General features: G+C 77.0%; 1 protein-coding gene. It reads right to left on the bottom strand.

Translation table 11 applies throughout. The features are described 5' to 3' along the window. On the bottom strand, positions 1–2,813 hold a 2,813-nt coding region (locus tag C2142_RS35710), incomplete at both ends, for an amino acid adenylation domain-containing protein (RefSeq protein ID WP_194235849.1).

Genomic DNA, 2,813 nt, shown 5'->3' with positions numbered 1-2,813 from the left:
AGCGCGTCCTCGGTGAGCGTGCCGTCGGTGACGGCGTATCCGGCCAGGACGGGCCCGGCCGGGGTGCCGGCGAGGCGGGCGGCGCCCGCGGTGACACCGGGGACGTCGGTGAGCGCGGCCTCGATCTCGCCCAGCTCGATCCGGAACCCGCGCAGCTTGACCTGGGCGTCGGTGCGGCCGTGGTACTCCAGCCGGCCGTCGGCGCGGCGGCAGGCGAGGTCGCCGGTGCGGTACATCAGCGTGCCCTCGGGGCCGCCGGGCTCGGGGACGAACCGTTCGGCGGTCAGGTCGGGGCGGCCGTGGTAGCCGAGCGCGACGCCGACGCCGGCGATGCAGAGCTCGCCGATGCCGTTGACCGGTACGGGCCGGCCGGCGGTGTCGAGCAGGTGCAGCCGGGTGTTGGCGATGGGTGCGCCGAGTGCCACCACTCCGCCGTGGGCGGCGAGTTCGGGGGTCACCTGCTGGGCGGTGGACCAGACGGTGGTCTCGGTCGGCCCGTAGAGGTTCCAGAGCACGCCGGTGCGCTTGAGCAGTGCCTCGGCGAGGTCGGCGGTGAGCGCCTCGCCGCCGCAGAGGGCGGTCAGGCCGGGGCGGCCGGGCCAGTCGGCCTCCAGCAGCATCCGCCAGGTGGCGGGGGTGGCCTGGAGGTGGGTGATGCCGCGCCGCTCCAGCCAGCCGGCCAGGGCGTGGCCGTCGGTGGCGGTGGCGCGGTCGGCGATCTCCACCCGGGCACCGGTGACCAGCGGCAGCCAGAGTTCGAGCCCGGCGATGTCGAAGGTGACGGTGGTGACCGCGGCCATCACGTCCTGCTCGGTGAGGCCGGGTTCGCGGCCCATCGAGGTGAGGAAGTTGACGATCGCCCGGTGCGGTACGGCGACGCCCTTGGGGGTGCCGGTGGAGCCGGAGGTGTAGAGCAGGTAGGCGCGGTCCTCCGGGCCGACGGCGGCGGCCGGGGCCTGCGGGGCCGTGGCGGCCTCCGGCCCGTCGATCAGGACGACGGCGCGGCCGTCGAGCAACTCGTCGCCCGCGGTGGCCTCTTCGGCGACCAGCACGGTGACGCCGGCATCCTCCAGCACCGCGCGGTTGCGGGCGAGCGGCTGGTCGACGTCGAGCGGCAGGTAGGCGGCGCCGCTGCGGAGCACGCCGAGCAGGGCGGCGGGCAGCAGCCGGCCGCGCCGGACGGCGACCGCGACCAGCGTTCCGGGGCCGGCCCCGCGCGCGGCCAGCAGGTGCGCCAGGCGGCCCGCGGTGGCGTCGAGTCCGGCGTAGTCGAGGACGCCGTCGGCGGCGGAGACGGCGACCGCCTCCGGGGTGCGGGCGGCCTGGGCGGCGACCAGTTCGTGCAGCCGGGCGTCGGGCACCGGCGCCGCGGTCCGGTCGGCCGGTGCGCCGGCGGCCGGATCGGCGGCCGAGAGCATCGCCAACTCGCCGATCGGACGGTCGGGTTCGGCGACGGCGGCGGCGAGCAGCGCGACCAGATGGTCGAGCGCGGCCTGCACCGACCGCTCGTCGTAGCGCGAGGTGCGGTACTCGGCGGAGAGCAGCGGCCCCTCGGCCGGGAACTCCAGGAACAGCGAAAGGTCGGTCTTGGCCCTGCCGTTGCACACCTCGGAGACGAACTGCAGGCTGAGGCCCGGGAGTTCGATGCCGGCCACCGGGTGGTTCTGGACCGCGAGCAGCACCTGGGAGATCGGCGAGGCGGTCAGCCCGGCCGACCCGATGGCCCGGCGGGCGTGCTCCAGGAACGGGTAGCCGCTGTGCTCGGCGGCCTCCAGCACCACCGGGCGCACCCGGGCGACCAGTTGGCGGAAGGTGTCGGTGCCGGCCGCGTCGAAGCGCAGCGCGACGGTGTTGATCAGCGAGCCGAGGACCTGTTCCAGTTCCGGGACGGGCCGCACGGCGAACGGGCTGAGCACGGCGAGGTCGGTGCGGCCGGTGTAGCGGTGCAGCACGCCGCCGAGCGCGGCCAGCACGGCCATGTAGAGACTGGCGCCCTCCTGTGCGGCCCAGCGCTCGGCCGAGCGGACCAGTCCGGCGTCGACCCGGCGGGCGGTGCGGCGGCCCGCGGTGTCGTGCGGGTTCGGGTGCGGGCGGTCGCCGGGCAGGTGCTGGTCGGCGTCCAGCCCGAGCAGCCCCTCGCCCCAGCGCAGCGCGTCCTCCCGGCCGGCCGCTTCGGCGCGCTCCTCCCAGCGGGCGACGTCGGACACCTGGAGTACGGGCTCGGCGAGCTCGCCGTCCTGCAGGGCGCGGCCCAGCTCGGCGAGGAGCAGGCCGGCCGCCCAGCCGTCCATCGCGGCGTGGTGGACGGTGAACAGCAGCTCGTGCCGGCCGTCGCCGGTACGCAGGGCGAGGGCGCGCAGCAGCCGGCCCCGGGCGAGGTCGAGCGGCCGGGCGGCCTCGGTGCGCAGCGCCGCGTCCAGCTCCTCCTCCCCCGCGCCGGCGAGGTCCAGCAGCGGGACCTCGACCGGGTAGGGCGGGCGGACCTCCGCGACCACGTCGCCGTCCTGGCCGCCCAGCGCGGTGCGCAGCACCTCGTGGCGGCGGACCACCTCGGTCAGTGCCCGGCCGAGCGCGGCGAGGTCCAGCGCGCCGACGGCCCGGATCCGCAGCGGCACGTTGTAGAGGGGGCTGCCGGGCTGGACGGACTCGTGCAGCCAGAGTTCGCACTGGAAGGCGGTGGCGCGGGCGGGCAGCGCGGCCTCGCGGACCGGCGGGGCGACCGAGGGGCGCCCGCCGCCGCCGTTGGCCACCCGGACGGCGAGCGCGGCGACGGTCGGCGCGGCGAAGAACTCGGCCAGCGGGAGTGCCGTACT

The sequence above is a fragment of the Streptomyces sp. CB01881 genome (assembly GCF_002953255.1).
Taxonomy (GTDB): Bacteria; Actinomycetota; Actinomycetes; order Streptomycetales; family Streptomycetaceae; genus Kitasatospora.
This window is presented reverse-complemented; position numbering and strand designations above follow the sequence as displayed.